26 protein-coding genes are annotated in these 23,551 nt (G+C 66.0%); 13 read left to right on the forward strand and 13 right to left on the reverse strand.

The window, feature by feature from the left end; translation table 11 throughout:
- Positions 1-74: 74 nt before the first annotated feature.
- Entirely contained in the window at positions 75-227 is a 153-nt protein-coding gene (locus tag AC27VE_RS04370) for a DUF3309 domain-containing protein (RefSeq protein ID WP_006222114.1), read from the reverse strand.
- Between the two features lie 49 nt (positions 228-276).
- Complete coding sequence (locus tag AC27VE_RS04375) at positions 277-438, reverse strand: hypothetical protein (RefSeq protein WP_167389996.1); 162 nt, start codon at positions 436-438, stop codon at positions 277-279.
- 187 nt (positions 439-625) lie between these two features.
- Between AC27VE_RS04375 and AC27VE_RS04380 the strand changes: the two genes are divergently transcribed.
- On the forward strand, positions 626-1,693 hold the full coding sequence (locus tag AC27VE_RS04380) for a DNA topoisomerase IB (protein ID WP_488703149.1): 1,068 nt from the start codon (positions 626-628) through the stop codon (positions 1,691-1,693).
- Here AC27VE_RS04380 and AC27VE_RS04385 read toward each other — a convergent pair.
- Positions 1,679-1,942, reverse strand: a complete 264-nt coding sequence (locus AC27VE_RS04385; RefSeq protein WP_488703150.1) for a hypothetical protein — start codon at positions 1,940-1,942, stop codon at positions 1,679-1,681. The two genes, AC27VE_RS04380 and AC27VE_RS04385, sit on opposite strands and share 15 nt — an antisense overlap.
- A gap of 147 nt (positions 1,943-2,089) precedes the next feature.
- Between AC27VE_RS04385 and AC27VE_RS04390 the strand changes: the two genes are divergently transcribed.
- Together AC27VE_RS04390 and AC27VE_RS04395 are read left to right on the forward strand one after the other, a co-directional pair.
- Positions 2,090-2,422, forward strand: a complete 333-nt coding sequence (locus AC27VE_RS04390) for a four-helix bundle copper-binding protein (protein WP_006222115.1) — start codon at positions 2,090-2,092, stop codon at positions 2,420-2,422.
- Positions 2,423-2,498: 76 nt separating this feature from the next.
- Positions 2,499-2,840: an ElaB/YgaM/YqjD family protein gene (locus AC27VE_RS04395; protein WP_315129925.1), complete on the forward strand. Its 342-nt coding sequence runs from the start codon at positions 2,499-2,501 to the stop codon at positions 2,838-2,840.
- 26 nt (positions 2,841-2,866) lie between these two features.
- Here the strand turns inward: AC27VE_RS04395 and AC27VE_RS04400 are convergent, their stop codons facing one another.
- Positions 2,867-3,043: a CsbD family protein gene (locus AC27VE_RS04400; RefSeq protein WP_006222117.1), complete on the reverse strand. Its 177-nt coding sequence runs from the start codon at positions 3,041-3,043 to the stop codon at positions 2,867-2,869.
- 178 nt (positions 3,044-3,221) lie between these two features.
- On the opposite strand from AC27VE_RS04400, the gene AC27VE_RS04405 reads away from it, so the two are divergent.
- Complete coding sequence (locus tag AC27VE_RS04405) at positions 3,222-4,109, forward strand: SDR family oxidoreductase (RefSeq protein WP_488703151.1); 888 nt, start codon at positions 3,222-3,224, stop codon at positions 4,107-4,109.
- Between the two features lie 4 nt (positions 4,110-4,113).
- On the opposite strand, the gene AC27VE_RS04410 is transcribed toward AC27VE_RS04405, so the two are convergent.
- Positions 4,114-4,704 (reverse strand): hypothetical protein, encoded by a 591-nt coding sequence (locus tag AC27VE_RS04410; RefSeq protein ID WP_315129923.1) that lies wholly within the window; start codon positions 4,702-4,704, stop codon positions 4,114-4,116.
- A 131-nt stretch (positions 4,705-4,835) separates the two neighbouring features.
- On the opposite strand from AC27VE_RS04410, the gene AC27VE_RS04415 reads away from it, so the two are divergent.
- On the forward strand, positions 4,836-5,117 hold the full coding sequence (locus AC27VE_RS04415; protein ID WP_488703152.1) for a hypothetical protein: 282 nt from the start codon (positions 4,836-4,838) through the stop codon (positions 5,115-5,117).
- Positions 5,118-5,175: 58 nt separating this feature from the next.
- On the forward strand, positions 5,176-5,481 hold the full coding sequence (locus AC27VE_RS04420) for a DUF378 domain-containing protein (RefSeq protein WP_488703153.1): 306 nt from the start codon (positions 5,176-5,178) through the stop codon (positions 5,479-5,481).
- Between the two features lie 15 nt (positions 5,482-5,496).
- On the opposite strand, the gene AC27VE_RS04425 is transcribed toward AC27VE_RS04420, so the two are convergent.
- Complete coding sequence (locus tag AC27VE_RS04425; protein ID WP_427957810.1) at positions 5,497-5,715, reverse strand: hypothetical protein; 219 nt, start codon at positions 5,713-5,715, stop codon at positions 5,497-5,499.
- Positions 5,716-5,846: 131 nt separating this feature from the next.
- Here AC27VE_RS04425 and AC27VE_RS04430 point away from each other — a divergent pair, with 131 nt between their 5' ends.
- The gene (locus AC27VE_RS04430) at positions 5,847-6,215 is read left to right on the forward strand and encodes a hypothetical protein (protein ID WP_427957808.1); all 369 of its coding nucleotides are present in this window, start codon (positions 5,847-5,849) and stop codon (positions 6,213-6,215) included.
- A 50-nt stretch (positions 6,216-6,265) separates the two neighbouring features.
- Here AC27VE_RS04430 and AC27VE_RS04435 read toward each other — a convergent pair whose 3' ends face one another.
- Entirely contained in the window at positions 6,266-7,645 is a 1,380-nt protein-coding gene (locus AC27VE_RS04435) for a sigma-54-dependent transcriptional regulator (RefSeq protein ID WP_488703154.1), read from the reverse strand.
- 208 nt (positions 7,646-7,853) lie between these two features.
- Here AC27VE_RS04435 and AC27VE_RS04440 point away from each other — a divergent pair, with 208 nt between their 5' ends.
- Both AC27VE_RS04440 and AC27VE_RS04445 read left to right on the forward strand, forming a co-directional pair.
- Positions 7,854-8,855 carry a sigma-54 interaction domain-containing protein gene (locus tag AC27VE_RS04440; protein WP_488703155.1) on the forward strand — a complete coding sequence of 334 codons (1,002 nt, stop codon included), beginning with the start codon at positions 7,854-7,856 and terminating at the stop codon, positions 8,853-8,855.
- Between the two features lie 144 nt (positions 8,856-8,999).
- Positions 9,000-10,454, forward strand: a complete 1,455-nt coding sequence (locus AC27VE_RS04445; protein ID WP_488703156.1) for an RNA polymerase factor sigma-54 — start codon at positions 9,000-9,002, stop codon at positions 10,452-10,454.
- 94 nt (positions 10,455-10,548) lie between these two features.
- Here the strand turns inward: AC27VE_RS04445 and AC27VE_RS04450 are convergent, their stop codons facing one another.
- The 3 genes from AC27VE_RS04450 to AC27VE_RS04460 all read right to left on the reverse strand — a co-directional run bounded on the left by AC27VE_RS04450 (position 10,549) and on the right by AC27VE_RS04460 (position 14,868).
- The gene (locus AC27VE_RS04450; RefSeq protein ID WP_488703157.1) at positions 10,549-10,905 is read right to left on the reverse strand and encodes a hypothetical protein; all 357 of its coding nucleotides are present in this window, start codon (positions 10,903-10,905) and stop codon (positions 10,549-10,551) included.
- 162 nt (positions 10,906-11,067) lie between these two features.
- Positions 11,068-14,079, reverse strand: a complete 3,012-nt coding sequence (locus tag AC27VE_RS04455) for a PAS domain-containing protein (protein WP_488703158.1) — start codon at positions 14,077-14,079, stop codon at positions 11,068-11,070.
- 72 nt (positions 14,080-14,151) lie between these two features.
- Positions 14,152-14,868, reverse strand: coding sequence for a DUF2325 domain-containing protein (locus AC27VE_RS04460; RefSeq protein WP_315129916.1), 717 nt, complete (start codon positions 14,866-14,868; stop codon positions 14,152-14,154).
- Between the two features lie 300 nt (positions 14,869-15,168).
- On the opposite strand from AC27VE_RS04460, the gene AC27VE_RS04465 reads away from it, so the two are divergent.
- Entirely contained in the window at positions 15,169-15,486 is a 318-nt protein-coding gene (locus AC27VE_RS04465) for a flagellar transcriptional regulator FlhD (RefSeq protein WP_315129915.1), read from the forward strand.
- Between the two features lie 5 nt (positions 15,487-15,491).
- On the opposite strand, the gene AC27VE_RS04470 is transcribed toward AC27VE_RS04465, so the two are convergent.
- Positions 15,492-16,769 carry an MFS transporter gene (locus tag AC27VE_RS04470; RefSeq protein ID WP_488703159.1) on the reverse strand — a complete coding sequence of 426 codons (1,278 nt, stop codon included), beginning with the start codon at positions 16,767-16,769 and terminating at the stop codon, positions 15,492-15,494.
- Positions 16,770-16,874: 105 nt separating this feature from the next.
- On the opposite strand from AC27VE_RS04470, the gene AC27VE_RS04475 reads away from it, so the two are divergent.
- Both AC27VE_RS04475 and AC27VE_RS04480 read left to right on the forward strand, forming a co-directional pair.
- Positions 16,875-17,774: a LysR family transcriptional regulator gene (locus AC27VE_RS04475; protein WP_424625312.1), complete on the forward strand. Its 900-nt coding sequence runs from the start codon at positions 16,875-16,877 to the stop codon at positions 17,772-17,774.
- A 156-nt stretch (positions 17,775-17,930) separates the two neighbouring features.
- Positions 17,931-19,586, forward strand: a complete 1,656-nt coding sequence (locus tag AC27VE_RS04480) for a mucoidy inhibitor MuiA family protein (RefSeq protein WP_427960104.1) — start codon at positions 17,931-17,933, stop codon at positions 19,584-19,586.
- 22 nt (positions 19,587-19,608) lie between these two features.
- Here the strand turns inward: AC27VE_RS04480 and AC27VE_RS04485 are convergent, their stop codons facing one another.
- Complete coding sequence (locus AC27VE_RS04485; protein WP_488703160.1) at positions 19,609-20,829, reverse strand: EAL domain-containing response regulator; 1,221 nt, start codon at positions 20,827-20,829, stop codon at positions 19,609-19,611.
- A gap of 285 nt (positions 20,830-21,114) precedes the next feature.
- Between AC27VE_RS04485 and AC27VE_RS04490 the strand changes: the two genes are divergently transcribed.
- Complete coding sequence (locus tag AC27VE_RS04490; protein WP_006222136.1) at positions 21,115-22,242, forward strand: 3-deoxy-7-phosphoheptulonate synthase; 1,128 nt, start codon at positions 21,115-21,117, stop codon at positions 22,240-22,242.
- A 7-nt stretch (positions 22,243-22,249) separates the two neighbouring features.
- Here AC27VE_RS04490 and AC27VE_RS04495 read toward each other — a convergent pair whose 3' ends face one another.
- Positions 22,250-23,488: an NAD(P)/FAD-dependent oxidoreductase gene (locus AC27VE_RS04495; protein WP_488703161.1), complete on the reverse strand. Its 1,239-nt coding sequence runs from the start codon at positions 23,486-23,488 to the stop codon at positions 22,250-22,252.
- Positions 23,489-23,551: the final 63 nt, after the last annotated feature.

The raw sequence follows: 23,551 nt of genomic DNA on the forward strand, positions 1-23,551 counted from the left end.
GTCCAAGGGACGGCCATTCCCGGAAAAACCGACGGGCCGGCCGGCGCCGCGAGGCGCTCAGCCGGCCGTCAGCGTTATATCCGTCCCATCAGCAACATCACGATCAGCACGATCACGACAATGCCCAGCAAGCCACTGGGGTAATAGCCCCAGCCCTTGCTGTGCGGCCACGCGGGCACGGCACCGATAAGCAGCAGGATCAGAATGATCAGCAGAATGGTCGACATGATGACTCCTCGTCGTTATTGATTCGAATTGTTCAGCGGCATGCGGGCATCAGCGTTTGGGAGGATCGATTTCCCTGATCGGCGGCGACAGCGGCGGCAGATCGACTTCCGGTTCGTCCGTATCCGGTTCTACCGGCAGATCCCCGGGCGGCGAGCCGGGCGGGATCGGATCGGGTTTGGGCGGCACGTGTAGCTGTAACGTGGGTTGCATGGCACTCTCCTGTAGGGATCCTTGCCGGGACGGGACGTTGGGTCCCGGCCCGCAACGATCGATTCGCTGATGTTGTTGCTGCCGATTGCCTCAGCAAGTAGCGTGCCTGACCCTCATGTTTCCCGGATATCGCCGCCGTCGGGCACGTTGCTTGCTGCAGGCGCCGCCGACGCCGTTGGAGATCAGCATGGACGCCCGCATATCGCCCCCCGAGCCCGTAGCGCTGGTCTACGTTGACGACACGCAGCCAGGCTACCGCCGTGTGCGCGTGAACGGCAGCACGTTCCATTACGTGGACGCGCAGGGAAAACGCATCAAAGATGACGCGGAAATCGCCCGTATCCACGCGCTGGTGATTCCTCCCGCCTATGAAAACGTCTGGATTTGTCCCCTGCCCCATGGCCACCTTCAGGCCACCGGCCGCGATGCGCGGGGCCGCAAGCAATACCGCTACCACCCAGACTGGGCGGCATTGCGCGACGCAGACAAGTATCAGAACCTGCTGGCGTTCGGCCAGGCCCTGCCGCGCATCCGGCGCCAGGTTGACCGGCACATGCGCGCGGCCGGGTTGGCGCAAGACAAGGTAATCGCAACGTTGGTGAAGTTGCTGGAGACCACGCTGATCCGGATCGGCGCACGCGAATACGCGCGGTCCAACAAGTCTTACGGCCTGACGACGCTCAAGCGCCGGCATACGACGGTCGCGGGCAGCAGCTTCCGGTTTCGCTTCCAGGGCAAGAGCGGCGTGCCGCACGACGTGACGGTGAAGGATCGCCGCGTGGCCCGCATCATCCGCCGCTGCCTGGAAATTCCGGGCCAGCAGCTCTTCCAGTACCTGGATGAAGACGGCGGCAAGCACCCCGTGGATTCCGGGGCGGTCAATGCCTATCTGCGAGCCGCCGGCTCGGGCGACTTCACGGCCAAGCATTACCGCACTTGGGCGGGCTCGGTGCTGGCGTACGCCGCGTTGCAGGCTCGCCCATTCGAAAGCGAGGCGCAGGCCAAGCAGACTCTGGTGGACGTCATCAAGCAGGTTTCGCAACGCCTGGCGAACACGCCCGCCGTATGCCGCGCCTGTTATGTCCATCCCGCCCTGCTCGAGGCCTATCTGGCGGGCACGCTGCCGCCGAAATCGCGGGCGCCGGACGCGCCGCGTGGCCTGGACGCGGACGAGCGGCGCCTGCTGGCATTCCTGCGAGGCTTGCCCGGCGGTGTAGACGGCACCGGCCCCGCCGGCGCATCAAAAAAGGGATGAACGAGCGTTCTTCGCCCGAGGTTGCGGCGCGGCGCCGTCTGCCCAGTTCGATTCGGTTTGATTGTCGACCACCGCGCGTTTGTCGCGCGCAGCCTCATCCGGGCTAGAGGCGTCTGGTTTGACCGGTTGTTTCGGCACATCGACGGGGCCGCTCGGCGGCAGTATCTTAGCGTTGTCCTGCGCGCCGGCTTGCGCGGACCGGCCCGCACGATCAGAGGCGGCGGACGACGACGGGGAGCGGTTTTTCATTGGTATCTCCTGCCAGGTTTCGATTTTCCATCCTACGGCCAGCGGCCGCGATAAAGCACTCGCAGTACCTTCAAATTGCAAGCGGATGTGCCCGGGCCGGCCGGGCATGCCTTTGCCGACGGCCACGGGAACTCACAAGGAGATGCAATGCGAGACCCAAACTTCGAGCAATGTGTGCAAGCCTGCTATGAATGCGCGGTGGCTTGCGACCAGTGCGCCGCGACCAGCCTGGAAATCAATGCTACGCGCATGAAGCGCTGCATCAGCCTGGCCACGGACTGCGCCAGCGTGTGCCGCCTGTGCGCCGCCATGCTGGCCCGCAACGGGGAGTTTTCTACCGCGTTATGTACTTTGTGCGCCTTGGTTTGCGATGCCTGCGCGCGGGCATGCACGCCGCATCAGGACATGGAGCACTGCCAGATCTGCGCCGGCGCTTGCCTGGCTTGCACGCTGGCCTGCCAAGACATGCTCGAGGCCTAGCGCCCCGACACGCCACGCGGCCGTACGGGCCGGTCCGCGCTGGTGGAATCCCCGCCCGATTGCCAGGAGCTTTCTGATGGCCTCTACGAACACACCTCTGCCTTCCGACTTTCCCGAGAACGGCCCGGACAATCGTGGGTCGCGCAGACGCGCGCGCCATCCGGAAAGTTGGATCGATGAAATCGAGGCGACGTTGCGCGACGCCGACCCGACGGATCTGGACGCGCTGAAGGCCCGGCTGTCGGACCAGTTAACCGCCACGCGGCGCAGCCTGCGTGACGCCTCGGAGAATGCGGGCGACCTGATGCGTGAAACGATCGACTGCACCGAGGAATACATCCATGCCCGGCCATGGCAAGCGGTCGGACTGGTGGCCGGCGCAGCTTTCCTATTCGGCGTCATCGTCGGACGCCAATAGCCGCGCCAGCCGGCCCGTGCCGGGCGTCAGCCCGGCTTTTGCGCCTTTTCCTTGGCATCCCCGTAAGCGGCCTGCGTCTTGCCGGCCACCTTCTGCGCGGTCCCCTTCAGTTCGGTGGACGTGCTGCCGGTGGCCTTGCCGGCGACTTCCTTCGCCTTGCCGACGGCTTCGTTGACTTTGCCCTTCACCTGGTCCTTGTTCATGGCTCTCTCACTTTTCATCGCGTGGTTGGAATAACGGCGCCTGGGACGACGCCCACGGCAGGCCCCGCAAGCCGCGTGCCCAAAGCTCCACCCCTGTAATAAAACGCTGTGCCAGGAACAGCAATTGCGTCCTTGAACCCCACCGCGCGCCTTGCGCGCCAGCTTCGAGGAGCATCGCATGAGCAAAACCCCCAGCGCCAGCACCGGCGACCGTCCCCATCCCACCCCGCCCATGCCGGGTCAACATCTTGAGAAGCCCGGCAACGAAGCCGATATGGCGCTCAAGCCCCAATATCAGGCCCCCGGCTATTCAGGCAGCGCCAAACTGCAGGATATGGCCACCCTTGTCACCGGCGGGGATTCGGGTATCGGCCGTGCCGTCAGCGTGCTGTTCGCGCGTGAAGGCGCGGACGTCGCGGTCATTTATCTGAATGAACACAAAGACGCGGAGGACACCCGGCGCGCGGTCGAGGCCGAAGGCCGGCGCTGCCTGCTGATTCCGGGCGATGTGCAGGACGCGACCTTCTGCAAGGACGCCGTGGCCCAGGTGGTAAAAGCCTTCGGCAAGCTGGACGTCCTGGTGAACAACGCGGCCTACCAGCAGCACACCGATACGCTGACCGAGATCAGCGACGACAAATGGGACAAGACGCTGCGCACCAACATCACCGCCTACTTCTACATGGCCCGGGCGGCGTTGCCCCATCTGAAGGCGGGCGCCTCCATCATCAATACGGGCTCAGTGACGGGACTTCGCGGCAGCGCCAAGCTGCTGGATTATTCGTCCACGAAAGGCGCGATCCATGCCTTTACCCGTTCGCTGGCGGCGAACCTGGCGGACCAGGGGATCCGCGTGAACGCCGTGGCGCCTGGCCCCGTCTGGACGCCCCTGAACCCGGCGGACCAAAGCCCTAAGGCCATCAAGGAATTCGGCAAGCACACCGACCTGGGCCGGCCGGCACAACCCGAAGAAATTTCTCCCGCCTATGTATTCCTGGCGTCTCCCGTGTGCGCCAGCTACATCACCGGTATCGTGCTGCCCATTACAGGCAGCGCCGGCGACTGACCCGTCAGGTGACGGAGGTGGGTGCCTCGACGTGCTGGGGCGGCGTCAAAGGGTCGAAATCCTCCCACTTCCCGTTCAACCAGCGCCCCTGTGCACGTTCGATGTCGCGGCCGCCGGATTCGCGCAATACCTGCCGCGCCAGCGCCTCCTTCCCCACTGGAACATGCAGCGCCAGCATCACGCCGGCCGGGCGAATGGCAGGATGCATTGCTTGCGGGTGGAGCGTGGACTTCCCCCGGCGCTTGTCCCGCCCGACGATCCACAGCGCGCCCGCCAACGCGCCCAGGTAGGCGCCTACGCCCGCTGCAGCGATGACGATGAAGATAGATGCCGCAATCTGTGCCGCGATCAGGCCGCCCACCAGCGCAAACAGCAATCCCAGCGCCGATGCGCCTGCCACGGCGCCCAGGTGGCCACCCTTCGCATCGGGGTCTGCCACCCGATCGCCGCCCAAGGGATAGCGCCCGTGCTCGCCTGCGGAGTTGATATAGAACGTATGCACGTCGTCTTCCGTGAAACCCTCGGCAAAGAGCTTCTGCGCGGCCACGGTGGCTTGGTCGAATGTCTGGAAACGTGCGGCGACAATCAAGGACATGACGTTCTCCCGGATGGATGTATGACTTGGCGCAGCAACTCGCATGCCCGTCACGCGAAGGCACGGCGCTTGCTGTAGGGCGTGCGCACACCCGTCCGGGTGCTGCGCTTCACCCCTACCCGGAGACCGCCATGCCCCGCACCCCCGCCCCCGATTTTCCCGTTGGCTTGCCGGACCCGAACGACAATGGCCGCCCCGATCTGGGTCCCAGCGATTCATCCGATTCAGCCAGCGACCTGCCGCCCGGCCTGGCGCATTCCGATAGCGATTCGCAGGCAACCGGTGAACGCGAAAGCGTCGAACCGGATGTCCGCGACGACGATGGCAGCGACATCGCGCCGGACCGCGTTACCGGCGCCGACGAGGCCGGCATTTCCCGTTCAGCGCCCAATCCGGTGCGCAATGGCGGCTGACTCCCTGTCGGCTGAGTCCGAACCCGCACGCGCGCCCCTCGGATTCGGTGGGGGCACAGTGGCCACGACCCATGACAAAACCCTGGACGTTTCTGGCGACAGTGAATTTTTTTCTAACCCTGGCGCAGAAACTGCCGCAAGCGGCGATCCACGCGGGCGTGAACTGTCGCGACTCGATTGGCTGGCGCTGATCGCCGTCGTGGCGGGCGGGTTGAACTGCGGCCTGATTGCCGCCGTCAACCTGGACGTATTCGCGAAAGTCCTGCCGTACACGGTGGCGACCCGCGCCGTGCAAGGGCTGATCGGCTTGGCCGCCCTGCATTGCGTGGTGCTGCTCTTCCGCTTGGCGGAGGCCCCGGACTGATCGGGGCCTGGCACCTTATTTTCCGCCCGGCCGCTTGCCGGGATACTCCCCTCCCTCTTCGAATTGCGGCCCCTTGGTGTTGGGCGTCTTGTCCGCCGGCCGCTTGGCCGGCGGATTCTTGGCGACCTCGGGCTCGTCCGCGCCGAACTGGCCGCTACGGTGGGCGGCGTCCGTCTGGTCGTTCGGTGTGTTCGCCTCGGGCTTGGCCGGCTTCTGTGCAGTGGGCTGTGTCATCTTGCTCTCCATGTTGCCGTTGATGCGCGGATGGGCGGCGCAAGCGGCGTGCCCGGGGGGCCGGGAACGCCGCTTGCTTAGGGGGTGTGCAGGCCCGCCTCACACCGGGCCCTTACCCAAAGGAGTCAGTCATGAATCTGTCCAGAACCGTTTGCCCCGCTATCGCCCTGTGCCTGTCCGCCCTGGCGTTCCAGGCCTCCGCGCAAACCACGCCGGTACGCAGCAGCGACCAGATCGACAACCAGTACAAGATGGATAAAAAGCAATGCGACGGTATGAAGGGCAACCAGAAGGACGTCTGCCAGCAGCAGGCAGAAGCCAACCGCGACAAGGCGAAGGCCGACGCCAAGGCTGGCAAGGAAAAGGCGGAAGCCAATCATGACGCCGCCAAAACGCGCAACGATGCCGATTACAAAGTCGGCAAGGAAAAGTGCGACGCGATGTCCGGCAACGCCAAGGACGCTTGCGTCGCTGACTTGAAGACCCGCTACGGCAAGTAATACCCCCCGGCGGAAGGCGCGCGCCGGGCCCTAGCCCGGCCGCGCTACCCTTACCCCGCGTCGCGGGCTTCGCCTGATCCGGCCTCGCCGGGCATGACGTACCCTGCGGCCGCGTATTCCTCGAGACGGTTGTAGAGCGTCTTGGGGCTGATGCCAAGCATCGCCGCGGTTTGCTTCTTGACGCCATTGCAGCGTGCAAGCGTGGCCAGAATCAAGCGCCGGTCGGCCTCGGCCAGGGTCTCGCCCACCGGCACGCTGACCTGTCCGGTCGCTGCATCGCCACCCGGCGAGACGTGCGGCGCCAGCATATCCACATCCAACACGTCGCCGTCGGCCATGATGAAGGCGCGCCGCACAAAGTTCTTGAGCTCGCGTACATTGCCCGGCCATTCGTATTGCATCAGCGCCTCGGCGGCCTGCGGCGAGAACACCTTGTTCTTGCCGGTTTCCTGGTTTTGCGCCTGCAAGAAGCGCTGCGCCAGGAACAGGATGTCGTCGCCGCGTTCACGCAGCGGGGGCAGTTCGATGGGGAAAACGCTCAGGCGGTAATACAGGTCTTCACGCAGCTTGCCATCCTGCACGGCCTGTTCAGGATTGCGGTTGGTCGCGGCAACGATGCGGATGTCGCAGCCGATCTCCCGGTTGGTCCCCACCCGCATGAACTGTCCGGTCTCCAGCACCCGCAGCAGCTTGACCTGCAAGTCCAGTGGCATTTCGGTCACTTCGTCCAGAAACAAGGTGCCGCCATCGGCGCGCTCGAAATAGCCCTTGTGCTGCCGGTCGGCCCCGGTAAAACTGCCGCGTTCGTGGCCGAACATTTCACTTTCGATCAGGTTGGGCGAGATGGCGCCGCAGTTCACCGCAATGAACGGGCGCTGGCGACGCGTGCTGAGTTCGTGGATCGCGTGGGCGGCGAGCTCTTTGCCGGTGCCGCTTTCGCCGATCAGCAAGGTCGTGACATTGGTGGGCGCGACGCGCCCGATCTGGCGGTACAGCGCGGTCATGCAGTCTGACGCGCCATACAGCTTGCCGAAGCGTCCGGCTTCCTCGAAGGGCATGCCAGGCAGGTCACCGCCGGCATTGGAGACAACGCGCGTCAGGATGGCGTTCAACCGTTCCATGCAGATCGGCTTGACCAGGAAGTCGGTGGCCCCCAAGCGCAACGCCTGGACGGCATAGTCCACCGTGCCATGCCCCGTCATCACCACCACTTCCGCGCTGGCTGCGGCGACATTCTTGAAAATGTCCATGCCGTTCCCACCGGGCAGCCGGACGTCGGTCAGCACCAGGTCCGGCGCCTGCCGCTCCAGCTGTATGAACGCGTCCTTGACGCTAGCCGCCACCGCAACCGAGAAACCGCTGTCGCGGCCCAACTCGGCCAAGGTCTCTCGTATCGCGTCGTCATCGTCGACGATCAGCAAATGAGGCATTAACTTCTCCATAGGGCGATACGCGGCAGGACGTCCGCGCCGCGCATTCTTATAGCAATGAGAATAGTCACTCTGGCGGCGCCATGCGTAAACATTCGATACTGTCCACTAAAGTTTTCGAATACTTGCAACTGGTCGCATTCCTGCGCCCACCCCGCCACTACGATTAGTGAATCGCGATAGCCCCCCGGCGGGCCGAGGTATCAGCATGGCAAATCGCACTACCACCGGGCGTGAGGACGCGGTTGTGTCCCCCGCCCCCCCGATGGACGTCACCGGCCTGTCGCCGGTCATGCAGAAGCTGGGCGCCCAGTTGCAACTGGCGGCATCCACGGATGCCAGCGTCTTCATCGTGGGAGAAAGCGGCGCCGGTAAAGAAATCGTTGCGCGCGCGATCCATGACGCCAGCGAACGACGCAATCAGCCTTTTGTCGCCGTGAACTGTGGCGCCATCAGCGGCACGCTTGCCCATGCCGAACTGTTCGGCCACGAAAAGGGCAGTTTTACCGGCGCCCTGGCCCAGAACGCAGGCTATTTCGAATACGCCAGCGGCGGCACCCTGTTCCTGGACGAGGTCACCGAAATGCCGCCTGACATGCAGGTGCATTTTCTGCGCGTCCTGGAGGCAGGGACTTACCAGCGCGTGGGGGGTTCAGACCTGCTGCGTGCCAATGTCCGCATCATTTGCGCCAGCAACCGGGATCCCGCGGCCTCCGTCGCCGAAGGCCGCATGCGCCAGGACTTCCTTCACCGTTTGCTGGTCATCCCGCTGCGCGTGCCGCCTTTACGCGAGCGCGGAGACGACGCGCTGATCCTGGCGCACCGGTTCCTGGAGACGCTCAACGCCCAACACCGGACGCAGAAGACGTTTTCCAAGCCGATGCTGGAGGCGATCCTGCAGCACGACTGGCCCGGCAACGTCCGGGAATTGCGTAACGTCGTGCAGCGCGCGTTCATCCTGTCTGATACGCAACTGGACACCGATCTGCTGGCGCGCGTCCCGGCCCGCCAGCGAACGGAAATGCGCGACGGCGCGTTGAGCTTCCCGGTGGGCATGCCGCTGGGCCGGGCGCAACGCGAATTCATCCTGGCTACGCTCGCGCATCATGACGGCGACAAGCGACTGGCCGCGGACACGTTGGGCGTCAGCCTGAAGACCCTCTACAACCGACTGGACGTCTACGACAAGGAAGGCTTGGCGGACCGCTGAGCAGTTCTTACCGCCGGCTTGTAATAGCGTCTCCGCCGGCAGCCGCCCTCCTCCCGATACTCGCCCGCAAACCCACCTGGCATGGAGTTTGCTTGAGTATCAAGGATGCGCCGCCTTCCGGCGGCTCCCGGCAAGGAGACTCGATTGGGCCACCCTACGCAAGAATTGCGCCTGCGACAGCAGATGACGCTGGCGCCCCGGCTTCAGCAGTCCGTCAAGCTGCTGCAAATGTCGGCGCTTGAATTCACGACCGCGGTGGAGCATGCGCTGGCCACCAATCCCTTTCTTGAAGATGGCGACGAGCAGGATAGCGAGACCGCCGACAATGGGCCGGACATGCGGCCCGTCGGCCACGGCGAGCACGCTGATGCGCCGGCGGAGCACACGACCACCCCAAGCGCTGACAACGAAGAAGCGCCCCCCGACGCCCCCGCCTATTCCGGCGACTATCCCATGCCGTCGTCCGGCTCCGGCGAAGGCAAGGACCTGGGCCAATGGGCCAGCGCATCCCTATCGATGCGGGAGCGCCTGTCGCAGGATCTCGGCAACTATCACCTGGAGCCCCGTGATCGGCTGTTGGCGGAATTCATCATCGATGCCCTGGATGACGACGGCTATCTGCGCGTTCCGCTGGGCAGCCTTTGCAGTGCGGATCGGCCTGAATTCAATCCCCCGCCCAATGACGGGGAATGGACGGCCGCGCTGCGCCTGGTGCAGCAACTGGATGCGCCCGGACTGGGCGCACGAGACCTCACGGAATGCCTGACCCTGCAACTCCTGGCAGCGCGGGCAGTCGACGCGGCAACCCGCGATCTGGCGCTGCGCATCGTGCGCGAGCATCTGGACCGCCTGGGCAAGAACGACTGCGTGGGACTACGCCGTCTGCTGGAATGTTCCGACGACGCGCTGCGCGAGGCGTGCGCGCTGATCCGCAGCCTGGATCCCAAACCGGGCGCCCGCTACAGCGCGGAAGCGCCGGTGTACGTCGTGCCGGATGTGTTCGTGGATAAATGGCACGCCCGCTGGCGCGTGCTGCCCAACCGAAATGCGATGCCGCAAGCGCGCCTGCACCGCACCTATGCCGACCTGTTCCGCCGCGCCCGCCTGGACGACCGCAGCCCGATGGCTCAAGAGTTGCAGGAGGCGCGCTGGCTGGTGCGCAATGTGGAACAGCGCTACACCACCATCCAGCGTGTCGCCGAGGCCATCGTCAAGCGGCAGCAGACATTCTTCGAATACGGCGAGGTGGCGCTGCGCCCGCTGATGCTGCGGGAAGTGGCCGACGATCTCGACATGCACGAGTCCACGGTATCGCGAGCAACCGTCGGCAAGTACATGGTGACGCCACGCGGCGTATTTGAATTCCGCCACTTCTTTTCCCGAGAACTGGCCACCGAATCGGGCGGCTCATGCTCGGCCGCCGCCGTGCGGGCGCTGATCAAGGAAATGGTCGACGCCGAAGACCCCACCATGCCCTTGTCCGATGTGGCGTTGACCCAGCAACTGGCGGCCAGCGGCATCCTGCTGGCGCGTCGCACCGTCTCCAAATACCGCGGGCAACTGCGGGTGCCGCCGGCGGAGCTGCGCCGCCAGCACTAGCCGTTGCCGGTCGGTACCGCACGCAAAGAAGGCTTCCCTGCGGAAGCCTTCTTTTTATGGCTGCCCCTTACGGGCAGCCAGGCCTTGGGCGCTCTTACTTCGAACCGCCCGTGTTCGGGTACCCCGGAGGGGGTGCGGCGCCAGCGGCCGGCGTGCGCGGCACATTGTCGTTGGCTTCGCGAGGACGCTTGGGCGTTTCATCGGAGTGCTTCTTGCCCGAAGACATGGTGCCGCTATGTTGCATCGCGGGCGCGGTGGTCCCCGTAGAGGGCGTCGCATTAGGCGCAGGCGCCATCTGACCCGCCGGCAAGGGGCGGTTCGGCTGGGCGGCGGAGGCGTCATTCGGCGTGGAAGACGGCGTAGTCGGGCTGGCCGACTGGGCCATCGCGGCGCCGGCGGACGTCAGGCCCGTCAGCAGTACAAAAGCGCAAGTCATGGCACGGGTTTTCATAGTCAGACTCCTTGGTTGGAATGCATGGACTTGTACGCAAGTCCCGTTCCCGTCCCTTGGATAGCCCTCCCGCTGCCCGCCTGCCTGCGTAACCCCCCGCCCGGCGCGTCCGGACGGGTATTTTTTACCTGCCTTTGCAACCCTGGCATCCCATCGCCCGCGCTACGCCTGGCCTGCGCCACCCGGCACCGCGTCGCGGGACTCGGCCAGCATGTGTTGCACCCTTTCACCCAACGCATCCAGCGAGAACGGCTTCACGATCAGTTCCATCCCCTGTTCCAGGAATCCCCGGTCATGCGCCGCACTTTCGGCGTACCCGGTCATCAGCAGCACTTTCAACCCGGGATGCGCCGCCCGCGCGGCATCCGCCAACTGCCTGCCGTTCAGAGCCGGCAGCCCAACGTCCGTCACCAGCAGATCGATGCCCGAGGTGCCCAGCACCAGCTCCAGTCCGGCCTCTCCATCGGCCGCGGTCAGCACTCGCATGCCCAGTTCGGCCAGGCATTCGTGCACCATGTCGCGCACATTGTCGTCGTCTTCCACCAGGACTACCACGGACGGCCGCCCGCCGCCCGGCACCTGCTGGGCAGAAGGCTCCTGCCGTGCTGCGGCATCGGGCGCGCCGTCGTACCGAGGCAGGAACAGCCTGACCGTCGTCCCCTGGCTGACTGCACTTTCCAGCGTGGCCATGCCGCCGGCCTGTTTGGCAAAACCATAGATCATCGAAAGCCCCAAGCCCGTGCCTTCCCCCAACGGCTTGGTGGTGAAGAACGGATCAAAGGCATGGGCCAACACGTCTGGCGGCATGCCGCAACCAACGTCCGACACCGAGACTTCCACGAAGTCGCCGGCTTTCAAGCCGGGAAACTGGCGCAAACGCATCGCATCCATGGACTGGTTCGATCCGGCGATGGTCAAAGCGCCGCCATTGGGCATGGCATCGCACGCGTTGATCACCAGATTCAGCAAAGCGTTCTCGAACTGGTTCTTGTCGCATCGCACCGTCCAGAGTGCCGGATCCAGATCGAAGAGCAGGCGTACGCGCTCGCCCGTGTAGCGATGGAACAGGTCCGCCATCGACTGCAGCGTCGATGCCACGGTGAACGGCTTGGGGTCAATGGGCTGGCGCCGCGAAAAGGTCAGCAACCGTTGCGTCAAATGCGCCGCCCGGTTCGCGGAGTCCATCGCCACGTTGATGAAGCGCTCGGCCTGCTCGGGCGTGTCGGCGTCCAGCTTGCGCTTGATCAGGTACAAGGCGCCGGTAATGCCCTGGAGCATATTGTTGAAGTCGTGCGCAATCCCCCCCGTCAGGCGCCCGACCGCTTCCATCTTCTGCGACTGCCGCAACGCCTGCTCGGTATCCCGCAGCATCTCGGCCTGCGCCTTCAGATCAGTATCGTCCCGGCCTGTCATATATAGGCTGTCTTGCGACCACGACATGCTCCAGGTGATCCAGCGATAGGTGCCGCCGCGTGCCAGCAACCGGTTCTCCATGTGCCGCACCGCTTGCGCCGGGTCCGCATGCGCGGCCTTCGCAATGGCGGTGCGCGTGGCCGCCTGGTCGTCCGGGTGCACCAGCTCGGCCAGCCCCATGGAGATGAACTGCTCCGGAGTCCAGCCCAGGATGGGGCGCACCGCGGGATTGACGCTGACGAAGCGCTCTTGCGCGTCGACCACGGCAAGCAGCTCCGGCGACAGGCGCCAGATGCGATCCCGCTCGGCAATGGCGTGTTCGACCCGTTGCTCGAGCGTCCGAGCGTATTGCGACCGCTCGACGGCATCGCACATGCGTTCCGTGACTTCTTCAATGAAGGTAAGATCGCCGGCCTTGAGCCGGCTGGTGGACTGCGGGCGCACCACCAGCGCGGCCCCCTGCCGCCCCCAGCGGCGCATGGGCACCACAATCGCAGAGGGCCGGACTTCGCCGCCTGGATCGGCCAACAGCGGTTCCACGTAGGCGGTGCGGCCCTTGCGCAGCGCCGCCTTGAACTCTTCCCCGAACTGCCCGGGCCCAAGCGCCGGCTGCGTGGCCCGGTCCCCCTCGGACCGCCAGCACGTGGACGGCGACACCGCCGCCGCATCGTCGCCGGGCCAGTCCACCACGGCCACCAGGCCCAGTGAAAGATGCTGGCCCAGCCCTTCGCAGGCGGCGCGTTCGATTTCCAACTGGTGATGCAGTTCACGCATGCGGTCGCCCAAGGACAGCAGGAAATTCTTCCGGTGCTGCCCCTCCCACAGTTCCGTCTCGGCCGCCTTGCGTGCGGTAACGTCCAGGAACAACGCCATCATGCGGTCGTCGCCGTCCTTGCGTGCGCGGGCCTCGTACCAGGCCTCCTTGGGCGCCGGCACGGCGAACTCGAACTGGGTCGGCTCACCCGTTTCCACCACCTGGGCGAACGCGTCCATGATCTGGCCGGGCACCCCCGGGATCATTTCGCGCAGCGTATGGCCCAGCGTGTCGCCTTCGCGCATGCCGCTTTGGCGCTCGAAGGCCGGGTTCACCTCCAGAAAACGGAAGTCCACGATGCGCCCGCTGTCGTCGCGCAGCGCCTCGCTCAGGAAGAAGGCTTCCTGCATGCCGTCGAACATGGCGCGCCAGCGCTCGCCGCTCGCGCGCAGCGCGGCGTCGGTCAGGTGACGCTCGATGGCCAACGCGGCACTGCGCGTCACGAGCGCAATGGCGTCGATATCGTCGGCCGAGGGCGAGCGCACGGCGCTGTAATAGTTCGAGAACACGCCAAGCAGGCGCCCGTCCGGCGCCTTGATCGGCGTGGACCAGCACGCCCGTAATCCGTGGGCCAAGGCCAGGTCTCGCCAGCGCTCCCAATCGGGATGCGAGGCGATGTCCTCCACATAGACCGCACTGCCGGCATACGCCGCCGTGCCCCAGGACGCCATGTGCGGCCCGATCGGCGTGCGCTGCACGGCCACGTTGAACGCGGCAGGCAGGCTGGGTGCCGCCGCATGCAACAGGAACGTCCCGGTATCGTCGATCAAGGCGATCGCCGCACGTAATTCGACGCTGGATTGCGCCTCGATAGCGTGCAGCACGTGCTCCAGCACGTGCGGCAGCGGCATGCCTGCGGCAATCCGCTGCAGCATGATGCGTTCGTCTTCCAGACGGGCAAGCGTATCCGTCCAAGGGAGGGCTACGCGATCTTGTTTTTTCAACATGTTTGCCCCTTTGCCAACGCCTACTGTATTGCGGGGCGGCGTCGCCTTGCGGAAACGCTCGGTAACGCGACGCTACCGTTCCTGCTCGAACGCAGGCTCCCCGTCCAGACGCAAGGCGTTCAGCGCCTCGGGCTTGTCGACCAGCACGCACTGCTTGCCGGTGCGGGTGCAGTGGTCCTTGACGCGCCAGTATGCACCGTGGCTGACGCACCCCGTCTGGCAAATGACCAGGTCGGCTGCGACCAGGCTGGCTTCCAACGTCGCGCCGTCCGCGTCGCCTTCGCCACTGTGGCCCAGGTAACGGCCGCCGGCAAGTTCAACGACCTTGCGCGTCAACATCAAGGCCATGGCGTCTTCGCCCACGCAGAGCACGGATTTCTGGCGCAGGGCCACCGCCGTCACGGCCGGTGGCGACGCCACGGCTTCTGCCAACCGTTCGACGGGTCGCGCCCGCGCCTGGCTGGCGCGGTCCTGCCAGGCCAGCCGCTCGCGCATGAGGCACTGGATGCGTTCCATCAGTTGCGTGACCCGCCGCGCCAGCGCCACCCGCTTGGGCAGGCCCGGTATGGATCCTTCCAACGCGCGATGGTCTTCGCGCGCCCAGGCCAGCGCGGTATCCCGCTGGATCACTGCGGCGCGCAGGCGCATCGCTTCGGCTTCCAGATGCAGGATCCGCGCCGCCTGCGCACTGAGTAGCTGGCTGCAATGCGATTGCGCCTGGCCGTAAGCGGCAAGCAGCGCCGCATGTTCACGCTGCAGCGTCTGGCGGTCTAGGGAAGAGGAAGTCATCGCAGGCCTCGGTTGAAACAGCTACCAGGGCGCTACGTGCAGGAGAACCCCGCAACGCGCCACTTGGCATGCGGGCAATTATAAATGAGAATGCGTCGTTTTTAGAAAATGACCTTATATCCGAAGCGCGCACAGGGAAATCCATAACTGACGCGTCCGAATCGCTTAAATATGATCGACAGACTCTACCGGCTCGCAAGCCCGCCCCGGGCTTGGAATAGGCGTTCCCACGAGGACGCCACGCGCCCTTCCGCTCCGGCCGCGGCCGACGGGCGGAATCATCGAAGTCAGGGATGCCCGATGCCGAATTCCACCGAACTTCTGCGCGATATCCACGAGACCAACCTGATGTATCTGCTGCTGTTGCAGCGCCTGGCCCGCACCGGCAATGCGCCGGCGATGGCCGGCCTGCAGATATCGGCGCATGCCTGCCAGTGGTTGGCCGCCCTGTCCCACGACGACCTGATCAAGATGTCGCGATGCAGCGTGCTGCTGGCGCAGCTTGACCTGGCGCCGCACCTGCTGCTGTCGGCGCTAAGCCAGGGCATCGACGCCACCCTTGCGGCGCGAACGGTCGCCGCACGGCCCCCCGAACCGCAGGCAGCCCGACTGCCCTAGCACCCTCAGGAGGACTCGCCGACGATGGCCGTTGCGCGCTTGGTGCTGCCGCCCGTGCGCCAGGCGAGCCCCGCGCTGATCACGAGCGCCAGCGTGAGCAGGCCGCCCGCCATCGCCGCCACGCCCGGCCATTGGCTGGAGACCCAGAAATGGCCGCCCCAGGCGCCCAGCACGCTGGACCCCACGTAGTACACCAGCAGGTACAGCGACGCTGCCAGCGCCTTGTAGCCGCGCGCCATCTGCCCGACCCACCCGCTGGCCACCGCATGCGCCGCGAAAAAGCCGAACGTGAAGAGGACGATGCCGGCGATCAGCACGGGCAACGAGTCCGACAGCGTCAGCAGCAGGCCGGCCAGCGCCAGGCCCGTGGCCGCGGACAGCATCGTGCCCCGGCCATGGCGGTCGGCAAGCCGGCCGAAGAACGTCGACGCGAAAATTCCCACCAGATACACGACGAAGATGAAGCCAATGAAGGTCTGGCTCAGCGAAAACGGCGGCAGCAGCAGCCGGAAGCCCACATAGTTATAGAGCGTGACGAATGCGCCCATCAGCAAGCCGCCCATCGCGAACAACGCGCACAGCGGGCCGTTCTTCAGATGGGCGCTGACGCCAGCGCGCACGTCGCCCGCCACGCCCGCCCAGCCCCGGCCGCGTTGCGGCGCAAAGCGGCGCGAAGGCGGCAGCAGCCAGACGAACAACACGGCGGCCACAATGCCCAGCAAGCCCAGCGTGCCCATCGCCGCCCGCCAGCCGAAGTGGTCGGACACCAAGCCCGTGATGACGCGGCCTGACAGGCCGCCGAAGGCGCTGCCGCTGATGTACAGGCCCATGACGAAGCCCAGCGTGTCCGGTTCGACCTCTTCGGCCAGATAGGCCATCGCCACCGCCGGCACGCCGCCCATCGCCACGCCTTGCAAGGCGCGCAGCGCCAGCAGGCTGTGCCAATCCGGTGCCACCGCCGCGATCGTGCCCAGCACGGCCGACGCGACCAAGGACAGCGCCATCACCCGCTTGCGCGGCAGCGATTGCGAGAACAGCCCCACAAAGAAAATCGCCACGGCCAGCAGCCCCGTGCACAGCGACAGGACCAGGCTGCTTTGCGCGGGCGACACGCCGAACGCGTGGGTGAACAGCGGCATCAGCGGCTGCACGCAATACAGCAGGGAAAAGGTGGAAAAGCCGGCAGCGAACAGCGCCCATTGCGCACGGCGCAACCCGGGCGTGCCCCGGGCAAGATAGTCGGTGGGGGCCGGGAAGGAAGGATTGGCGGAGGGGGTAGACATCAGGATTCTCGAAAGGCATCGGGCGTAGAGCCCGCCCCATCAAAGTAGACTTTTCCCCTGCATATGTCCAATATATGAAACTCACAGAGCCCATACTTTAAACCGATGGAACTCCGCCACCTGCGCTATTTCACCGCCGTCGCCGAAGAACTGCACTTCACCCGCGCGGCCGCCCGTCTGGGCATCGGGCAACCGCCGCTCAGCCAGCAGATCCAGCAGCTGGAACGCGAAATCGGCACGCCGCTGTTCCTGCGTCTGCCGCGAGGGGTGGAAATGACCGAGGCCGGCGTCCAGTTCCTGGAGGACGCCCGCGCCATCCTGGCAAGCGCCGACCGTGCCATCGACACCGCCCGCCGGCTTGGCCGCGGCGAACGCGGCGCCCTCACCGTGGGGTTCACCGCATCGGCCGTGTTCCACCCTTACCTGCCGCGCGCCATCCGCGCCTTCCGCGACCGCTATCCCGATGTGCGCGTCACGCTCACGGAGGGCAACACCATTTCGCTGTTGCGTGGCCTGCGGCTGGGCGAGGTGGACGTCGCCTTCGTGCGTCCGCCCTACCTATTGGACGCCGAATTCGAATCCGAGCGAGTGCTGGACGAGCCGATGCTGGTCGCCCTGCCGCCCGACCATCCCTTGAGCCGCCTGGCCAGCGTGCCCATCGCAGCGCTGGCCGACCAGGATTTCGTGCTGTATCCGCGCCCCATCGGCGCAGGGCTGTACGACGCCATCCAATCCGCCTGCCAGCGGGCGGGATTCGCCCCGCGTGTGATCCAGGAGGCGCCGCAGATGGCGTCCATCGTCAGCCTGGTCGCCGCCGGCGTCGGGATCTCGGTCGTGCCCGCGGCGATGCGCCACATGGGCGCCGAAGGCATCGAGTACCGGCCCATCGCCGGCGACGCCCCGCACGCCTTGCTGGACATGGCCTACCGGCGCCACGACCGTTCGATCGCGGCCGTCAACGCCGTCGACATGTTGCGTCGCCTGGCCCACCCCGAACGGGCTTGAGCGCCGGCGTAAAAATGGGGCGGTATCGCCCTGTCGCTTTTGTCATCTTCTGTAAAGCCGGCTAGGAAGACGCGGAGTAAATTGTCGCGCTATCGGCGATCCGTCCCTGAACCGGGCCGCAGCCTTGCCGACCTCAACCTTCCTACAGGTGACTTAGTGCGACGTACCCTTCTGGCCTTGGCCATCGCAACGATTCCCGGCTTGGGCGCAGCCGCCGGGTTGGCTTCCTCGATTGGCGCAGTGACGGTCTATCAAGACCGCGCGGTGGTGACCCGGTCGGCCAGCAGCGAGCTTGCCGCCGGCGAACACGAACTGGTGCTGGAGAACCTGCCGGTCACGTTGCAGGAGAGTTCGCTGCAAGTGTCGGCCAAGAGCACCGGCCAAGCCTCGCTGCTGGACGTCAAGGTACGTGACGCCTACCAGGCCGACACCGCCAACGAACGGGTCCGCGCGCTGCAGGAGCAATTGCGCAAGCTCGAGGCCCAGCAAGCCGAACTGGACGACGAAGCCGCCGTGCTGGACAACCAGCGCGAGCTGGTCCTGATGATGCAGCGCGGCGCGACTGAACCCGCCAAGGAGGGCGCCCGCCTGACCCTGGACGAATTGAAGGCGATCCAGACGCTTAGCGCCGACAGCCTGGGCAAGACGCTGGCCAGCCTGCGCCAGGTCGCCGAACGCAAGACCGTGCTGGAACGCGAAATAGAAGCGCTGCACGACCAATTGAACGTCCTGCAAGGGCAGTTGAGCCGCCGCACCAAGACGGTCACGCTGCGCGTGAACCTGGCGCGTGCGGGCAAGGTGGACCTGGCGGTGTCGTATGCCGTGGGCGGCGCCCGCTGGACGCCTGCCTATGATGCCCGGCTGCGCCCGGCGGACCGCAGCGTGGACCTGGGCTACTTCGGCGTCATCAGCCAGAACACCGGCGAAGACTGGAAGAACGTCAAGCTGACCTTGTCCACCGCACGGCCTTCGCTGGGCGGCGGCGCGCCGCCCCTGCAACCGTGGATCATCGATGTGGCGCCCCCGCCTCCGCCGCCTCGGCCGCCCCGCCCCGTCGCCGCGCCGGCCCCCGTCACGAGCGAGATGTCGATGAAGCGCTCGCGCCCGAGTTCAGCCGCCGAAGCCTACGCCGACGCCGCCATGGCCGAACCGGCGCCCGAAGCCGTGGAAGTGTCCACCGCCCAGATGCAGAACGAGGCGACCAGTGCCTCGTTCCAGATCAAGAATCCGGCCACCCTGCCCTCGGACAACTCGTCGCAACGTGTCGCCATCGCAACCGCAAAGCTGCCGGCCACGCTGCAATACCAGTCCACCCCCGCACTGCGCGAGGCCGTCTTCCTGACCGCGCAAGCCAGCAACAATACGGACTTCCCGTTCCTGGCCGGCCCGCTGAATACCTTCCTGGATGACGCTTTCGTGGCATCAAGCCGCATCAAGGCGGTCATGCCTGGCGAAAAGGTCGAACTGGCCATGGGCGCGGACGATGGCATTTCCATCAAACGCCAGTTGGTGAACCGCTTTACTGAAAGCACGGGGTTTTCAGGCAGCGGCAAGCGCGTGACCTATGAGTACAAGATCACGGTCAAGAACAATAAGGCCACGAAGGAACAGCTCGTGTTCAAGGACCGCCTGCCGGTCTCGCGCAACGAGAAGATCGTGGTCAAGCTGCTGTCGCCCGCCGACCGCGACGTCAAGCGCGAAGAAGACGGCAAGCTCGCCTGGGAATGGGAACTGGAACCCGGCAAATCGCGCGAGACGGTGCTGAAGTTCTCGGTGGATTACCCGGGCGACGTCGACGTATCCGGCATCTGAAACGGGCCGCTGCCGCCCGGCCTCAGTGCCGGCGGCAGAAATCGATGAACGCTTCGGCATCCAGCGGGATGGACAGCCCGTAGCCCTGCGCGACGTCGCAGCCGAGCTCGCGCAGCAGCTGCACGTCCCGGTCCTGCTCCACGCCTTCGGCCACCACGCGGCGCCCCAGCACGCGGCCCATTTCGATGGCCGCGGCCACCACCGCCCGCGAGGCCGCTTCGCGATGCATGTGCACGATGAAGTCTCGGTCGATCTTCAATTCGGTGAACGGCATGGCGGAAAACAGCCGCATCGACGCGATGCCTGCGCCGAAATCGTCCATCGCCAATTCAAAGCCCCGCACCCGCAGCAGGTTCAGCACCGACGACAGCGCCAGCCAATCGTTGACGGGTTCGTCCTCGGTCAGTTCGATCTTCACCAGGCGGGCCGGCAGCCCCGCCTGCGCCACGCGCTTTTCCAGCAGCGTGGGCAAGTCGCGGGAGCACAGCGTGGACGACGAGGCATTGATGGCGATCGGCACGGCGATGTCCTCGGCATGCATGCGCTGCAATACCTCGATAACCCGGTCTACAACCCGCAGGAACAGCATCCGGTCCATACCCAGGCGATGCGCGGCCGGCACGAAGTCGGCCGCGGAAATGGGGCCCAGTTCGGGGTGATCCCAACGCGACAGCGCTTCGGCGGCCAGCACCTGGCCCGTCACCAGGCTCATCTGCGGCTGCAGCACCACACTCATGCCCAGGCCGGTGATCAGGGCGCGCCCGAGTTCGGCCTCGATCACGTCGCGCCGCACGGATTGCTGGCGCGGCGAAATCACGTCATCGGCGGACAGCAGCGCCGTCTTGATCGCCTGCTGCATGGACGTGCGCGATACGGGTTTGGACAAGGCCTGCGCCGACGGACAGCCCGCTTGCAGCGCAAGCCGCACATGGGACTGCAGCAGCTCGTCACTCAGGCTGCTGATCCAGATGATGGGCGGCATGGCTTTGAGCCGCCCGACGTCGACCAGGCGCCGCAGTTCATTGGGCAGATGCGTGCCGTCGCCATCGCCCATGACGATGTCGCTGATCACCAGATCGTAGAACTGGCGGCCCAGCGCGCCCACGGCTTCCGTGCTGCTGCCTACTCCGGCGACCCGGCGATATCCCAACGCCAACAGCATGTTCTGCAGGTAAGCGCGCTCGACCGGGTGGTCTTCAACCAGAAGAATCCGTCGAGCCGCTCCGGCGTCGGTTTTAGGCATTACGTTCCGTCCTAGCTTATAGGGCGGGCCCTTGCAGGCGGCCGCTTGAAATCCGTGGACTCCATCCTACGGCATCTGCAGCCGATCTGTCGTCATCAAGAACGGTTTAGTGCCATTTCCGTGCCGATAGGCTTAGGTTTTGGAGCGTCTTCCGCCGATAGGCCCGCCTCCGTTCGGCCGCCCTCAACGCCCGGACTCGGCCAGACGGCCCCCACCGCCCGGCGCATCGCTGCGCCGCCGGTGCGATAATGGCTGTCTTTACGCATCTACGGCACGGAGCATCCCTTGACCCGCATTGACGACCCCCAGCACGACCGCGAGGTCGGCACGGCCGACTCGACCCAGGACAACACGCGCACCGACGACACGCGCATCAGCGCCGTGCGTCCGCTGATTTCGCCTGCGCTGCTCCAGGACGAACTGCCCGTTTCCCCTGCCATCCAGACCCTGGTCGAAGACAGCCGCACCCAGATCGCCGACGTGCTGCATGGCCGCGACGACCGCCTTCTGATCGTGGTCGGCCCCTGCTCCATCCATGACCATGGGCAGGCGATGGAATACGCCCGCCAGTTGCGCGCCGCCGTGGACCAGCACAAGAAAGACCTGCTGATCGTCATGCGCGTCTATTTCGAAAAGCCCCGCACCACCGTCGGCTGGAAGGGTTATATCAACGATCCGCGCCTGGACGGCAGCTTCCGCATCAATGAAGGCCTGCGCCGCGCCCGCGAACTGCTGTTGGACATCAGCGGCCTGGGATTGCCGATCGCCACCGAGTTCCTGGACCTGCTCAGCCCGCAATACATCGCCGACCTGATCGCCTGGGGCGCCATCGGCGCGCGCACCACTGAAAGCCCCAGCCACCGCCAGCTGAGCTCGGGCCTGAGCTGCCCGTTGGGCTTCAAGAACGGCACCGACGGCGGCGTGCAGATCGCCGCGGACGCCATGGTGGCCGCCAGCGCCAAGCACGCCTTCATGGGCATGACCAAGATGGGCATGGCCGCCATCTTCGAAACCCGCGGCAACCAGGACACCCATGTGATCCTGCGCGGCGGCAAGCAAGGCCCCAATTACGACGCCGCAAGCGTGGACGCCTGTTGCGCCGCCCTGCGCGCCGCCGGCCAGCGCGAACAGGTCATGATCGACTGCTCGCACGCTAACTCGAACAAGTCGCACCTGCGCCAGATCGACGTGGCCAACGACATCGCCGCCCAGCTTGCCCAAGGCGATGCGCGCATCACCGGCGTCATGATCGAAAGCCACCTTGAAGAAGGCCGCCAGGACTTGAAGCCCGGCCAGCCGCTGCGCCGCGGCGTATCGATCACCGACGCCTGCCTGGGCTGGTCCCAGACGGAACCGGTGCTGGACACCCTGGCGCTCGCCGTGCGCAAACGCCGCGAAAAGGCCTCGGCCTGATCCTGCGTCAGCGGCGCAAGCCGTAAGGCGCCGGATCCATATCCGGCGCCTGCCCCGTGATCAGGCTGGCCAGCAGCTTGCCGGTCACCGGGCCAAGCGTAAAGCCGTGATGCGCATGGCCGAATGCCATCCACAGCCCGGGGTGCCGGAGCGCGGGCCCGATCACCGGACGCATGTCCGGCATGCAGGGGCGGCAACCCATCCACGGTTCGCGCTCCACCGCCGCGCCCAAGGGCAGCAACTGCCCGGCCAACACCCGCGTCCGCTGGACCTGGATGGGCGACGGCGGCGCGTCGCGCGCCGCGAACTCCGCCCCCGTCGTCAGCCGCACCCCCAACGTCATCGGCGTTACGACGAATCCGCAGTCGATATCCGCCACCGGGTGCGATAAGGTCGCGCCGTCCTCCAGCGCGAAGTGCTGGTGATAGCCCCGCTTGACCGCCATTGGAATGCGATAGCCCAATGGACGCAGGACATCGGGCGACCACGGCCCCAACGCCACGACCACGTCGCGCGCTTCGATCACTCCATCCTCGCCCTGCACCTGCCAGCCTTTGCCCGCGGCTGGCTTCAGGCTGCGTGCGTCGCCCCTGGCAAGTTGCCCGCCACGCTGCTGGAACAAGGTGGCGTAGCCCCGCGTCACGGCGCCCGGATCCGACACGTTGACGGGGTCCAGCCAATGGACCGCGCCCACCATCCGCGCAGACAGCGAGGGCTCCAGCGCCGCCAGCGCCTGCCGGTCCAATACGCGGTAGTTCAAGCCGTAGGGCGTCAGCGCGTCGGCCTCGGCGATGGCGCGCGCCAATCCGGCTTCGGTGCGCACACCGTCGATCCAGCCGTTGCGGCGGAACAGGTGCGAGATCTGCGCGTCGTCCTTCAAGGCATCATGCTCGGCCACGCTGCGCTCGATCAGCGGCAGCATCGCGTCGGCCGCACGGGCCAGCCGCGCCGGCGACGAATGCCACCAGTAGCGCAGCAGCCAAGGCGCCACGCGCGGCAAGAAGCGCGGGTGATAGCTGACGTCCGGCGTGTTGTTCCGCGCATAGCGCCACAGGCTGCGCCAATCGCGCGGAAACGCATAGGGTATGACGCTGGCGCGCTCGATCAGGCCGGCATTGCCGTAACTGGTTTCCTCGCCCGGACCGCGTCGGTCCAAAAGCACCACGGAACGGCCGCGCGCCACCAGATGCAGCGCGGTGCTGACCCCAACGATGCCCGCCCCAAGAACCACGACGTCTGTTTTCATGCGCCGGATTCTGCGCCACGCGCCCGCGTTCGGCAAGCCTGAGGCAAGCGTAGAATCCAACGC

The sequence above is a fragment of the Achromobacter sp. 18P8.1.1 genome, from assembly GCF_057799415.1.

Bases quoted from the DNA above. Each gene is read 5' to 3' on its own strand.
- AC27VE_RS04370 (WP_006222114.1), bottom strand. From the start codon at position 227: ATGTCGACCATTCTGCTGATCATTCTGATCCTGCTGCTTATCGGTGCC.
- AC27VE_RS04375 (WP_167389996.1), bottom strand. From the start codon at position 438: ATGCAACCCACGTTACAGCTACACGTGCCGCCCAAACCCGATCCGATC.
- AC27VE_RS04380 (WP_488703149.1), top strand. From the start codon at position 626: ATGGACGCCCGCATATCGCCCCCCGAGCCCGTAGCGCTGGTCTACGTT.
- AC27VE_RS04385 (WP_488703150.1), bottom strand. From the start codon at position 1,942: ATGAAAAACCGCTCCCCGTCGTCGTCCGCCGCCTCTGATCGTGCGGGC.
- AC27VE_RS04390 (WP_006222115.1), top strand. From the start codon at position 2,090: ATGCGAGACCCAAACTTCGAGCAATGTGTGCAAGCCTGCTATGAATGC.
- AC27VE_RS04395 (WP_315129925.1), top strand. From the start codon at position 2,499: ATGGCCTCTACGAACACACCTCTGCCTTCCGACTTTCCCGAGAACGGC.
- AC27VE_RS04400 (WP_006222117.1), bottom strand. From the start codon at position 3,043: ATGAACAAGGACCAGGTGAAGGGCAAAGTCAACGAAGCCGTCGGCAAG.
- AC27VE_RS04405 (WP_488703151.1), top strand. From the start codon at position 3,222: ATGAGCAAAACCCCCAGCGCCAGCACCGGCGACCGTCCCCATCCCACC.
- AC27VE_RS04410 (WP_315129923.1), bottom strand. From the start codon at position 4,704: ATGTCCTTGATTGTCGCCGCACGTTTCCAGACATTCGACCAAGCCACC.
- AC27VE_RS04415 (WP_488703152.1), top strand. From the start codon at position 4,836: ATGCCCCGCACCCCCGCCCCCGATTTTCCCGTTGGCTTGCCGGACCCG.
- AC27VE_RS04425 (WP_427957810.1), bottom strand. From the start codon at position 5,715: ATGACACAGCCCACTGCACAGAAGCCGGCCAAGCCCGAGGCGAACACA.
- AC27VE_RS04430 (WP_427957808.1), top strand. From the start codon at position 5,847: ATGAATCTGTCCAGAACCGTTTGCCCCGCTATCGCCCTGTGCCTGTCC.
- AC27VE_RS04435 (WP_488703154.1), bottom strand. From the start codon at position 7,645: ATGCCTCATTTGCTGATCGTCGACGATGACGACGCGATACGAGAGACC.
- AC27VE_RS04440 (WP_488703155.1), top strand. From the start codon at position 7,854: ATGGCAAATCGCACTACCACCGGGCGTGAGGACGCGGTTGTGTCCCCC.
- AC27VE_RS04450 (WP_488703157.1), bottom strand. From the start codon at position 10,905: ATGAAAACCCGTGCCATGACTTGCGCTTTTGTACTGCTGACGGGCCTG.
- AC27VE_RS04455 (WP_488703158.1), bottom strand. From the start codon at position 14,079: ATGTTGAAAAAACAAGATCGCGTAGCCCTCCCTTGGACGGATACGCTT.
- AC27VE_RS04460 (WP_315129916.1), bottom strand. From the start codon at position 14,868: ATGACTTCCTCTTCCCTAGACCGCCAGACGCTGCAGCGTGAACATGCG.
- AC27VE_RS04465 (WP_315129915.1), top strand. From the start codon at position 15,169: ATGCCGAATTCCACCGAACTTCTGCGCGATATCCACGAGACCAACCTG.
- AC27VE_RS04470 (WP_488703159.1), bottom strand. From the start codon at position 16,769: ATGTCTACCCCCTCCGCCAATCCTTCCTTCCCGGCCCCCACCGACTAT.
- AC27VE_RS04475 (WP_424625312.1), top strand. From the start codon at position 16,875: ATGGAACTCCGCCACCTGCGCTATTTCACCGCCGTCGCCGAAGAACTG.
- AC27VE_RS04485 (WP_488703160.1), bottom strand. From the start codon at position 20,829: ATGCCTAAAACCGACGCCGGAGCGGCTCGACGGATTCTTCTGGTTGAA.
- AC27VE_RS04495 (WP_488703161.1), bottom strand. From the start codon at position 23,488: ATGAAAACAGACGTCGTGGTTCTTGGGGCGGGCATCGTTGGGGTCAGC.